The 1,754-nt window shown below is 74.2% G+C and carries 2 protein-coding genes and 1 riboswitch; both genes read left to right on the top strand.

Features of this window, described 5'->3' with window-relative positions:
- Positions 1 to 240 precede the first annotated feature (240 nt).
- Positions 241 to 352, top strand: a riboswitch (TPP riboswitch).
- Positions 343 to 987 carry an ECF transporter S component gene (locus DW299_RS09425; protein ID WP_136033345.1) on the top strand — a complete coding sequence of 215 codons (645 nt, stop codon included), beginning with the start codon at positions 343 to 345 and terminating at the stop codon, positions 985 to 987. It overlaps the preceding riboswitch by 10 nt.
- On the top strand, positions 987 to 1,754 hold a 768-nt coding region (locus DW299_RS09420; protein ID WP_205814361.1), incomplete at its 3' end, for an ABC transporter ATP-binding protein. The genes DW299_RS09425 and DW299_RS09420, both read left to right, overlap by 1 nt.

The following is a 1,754-nucleotide window of genomic DNA, read 5'->3' as shown; positions in this document are numbered from 1 at the left end:
CGTCGTCGCCCGCGTCGTCGCTCCCGGTCGGTGGGGTGGTGGTCGCCCGCGCCCGCGAGCGCAGCGCGGACGTGGGGGCGTCGTCGGAGGGGGCAGCAGTCGGAGCGGGGCCGTTGCCGCCGATGCCCGTCGCCTCGCCGGCGGGATCGGATGCGGTCACCCGCTTACGGTACCGAATCCGGCCGGGAATCGGCCGCGCCGGGGCGGCGACGCGCCAACCGGCGGACCGGGTAGGATCGTCAGCACAACCACGGGAGTCCGGCGAGCCGGGCTGAGAGGGAGCGAATCGCGCTTCGACCGTCGAACCTGATCTGGGTCATGCCAGCGCAGGGAGGAGTTCCTATGAGTACGTCCACATCCACGTCCGCATCCGCGAAGACCTCGACGGCGGCCGCGCCGCGCAGCTACCTGCGCTGGCGCATCGTCGACATCGTCGTCGCCAGTGTCCTCGGTGTCGCCGCCGGCCTGATCTTCCTCGCCTGGAACGTCGGCTACCTCGGCCCCAAGGCCCTCCTCGAACCGCTGCTCCCCGGGCTGCAGGGCCTGCTCGACGGCCCCTGGCTGTTCGCGGGCGTGCTCGGCGGACTCATCATCCGCAAGGCCGGAGCCGCGATCTACGTCGAACTGCTCGCCGCCGTCGTCTCGGCGCTCATCGGCAACCAGTGGGGCGGCTTCCTCACCCTCGAGGCCGGGCTCGTGCAGGGGCTCGGCGCCGAGCTCGTCTTCCTGCTGTTCTTCTACCGTCGCTGGTCGCTGCCCGTCGCGATCCTCGCCGGTGCGGGCGCCGCACTCGCGGGCGGCATCAACAACCTCGTGCTCTGGTACGCCGGATCCGGCCCGGCGTTCACGACGATCTACCTGCTCAGCACCGTCGTCTCCGGCGCGGTGATCGCGGGGGCGCTGTCGTGGGTTCTGGCCAGGGGCATCGCGGCGACCGGCGCGCTCGACCGGTTCGGCTCCGGCCGCGAGGCGCGCGTCCGCGTCTGATGGGGGCCGAGCAGGCCACCCCCGCCGCCGTCGAGGCTCGAGGGTGGGGGTGGCGTCACGCGAGTCGCCTCGCCTGGGCCCTGCGCGACGTGTCGTTCCGCATCGAGCCGGGCGAGCGCGTGCTCGTGCTCGGCGCATCCGGCGCGGGCAAGTCGACGCTGCTGCACGGGCTCGCCGGTGTGCTGGGCGGCGAGGAGGAGGGCGAGAGCGAGGGCCGGCTGCTCGTCGACGGCGCCGCGGCGACCGCCACCCGGGGTCGCGCGGGACTGGTGCTGCAAGACCCCGACTCGCAGGTGACCCTGGCACGCGTGGGCGACGACGTCGCCTTCGGCTGCGAGAACCTGGGCATCCCGCGCGCCGAGATCTGGCCGCGCGTCACCGCCGCCCTGGAGGCCGTGGGGCTCGACGTGCCGCTCGACCACCCCACCAAGGCGCTGTCGGGCGGCCAGAAGCAGCGCCTCGCGCTCGCGGGACTCCTCGCCATGCGCCCCGGACTGCTGCTGCTCGACGAGCCCACCGCGAACCTCGACCCGCACGGGGTGGCGGAGGTGCGCGACGCGGTGTCGCGCCTGCTCGACACCCACCCCGCCACGCTCGTGGTCGTGGAGCACCGGCTCGACGTGTGGCTGCCCCTCATGACCCGCGTGATCGTGATCGGTGAGGGCGGCGTGGTCGCCGACGGCCCCCCGCACGAGGTGCTCGGGGCGCAGGGGCAGCGGCTCGCCGACGACGGGGTGTGGGTCCCCGGGCATCCGCCCGCGTTCCCG

The organism is Microbacterium sp. K35, assembly GCF_004794375.1.
GTDB lineage: Bacteria > Actinomycetota > Actinomycetes > Actinomycetales > Microbacteriaceae > Microbacterium > Microbacterium sufflavum.
The sequence above is the reverse complement of the archived record's forward strand: the minus strand, read 5'-3'. Positions and strand labels throughout refer to the sequence as shown.

Bases quoted from the DNA above. Each gene is read 5' to 3' on its own strand.
- DW299_RS09425 (WP_136033345.1), top strand. From the start codon at position 343: ATGAGTACGTCCACATCCACGTCCGCATCCGCGAAGACCTCGACGGCG.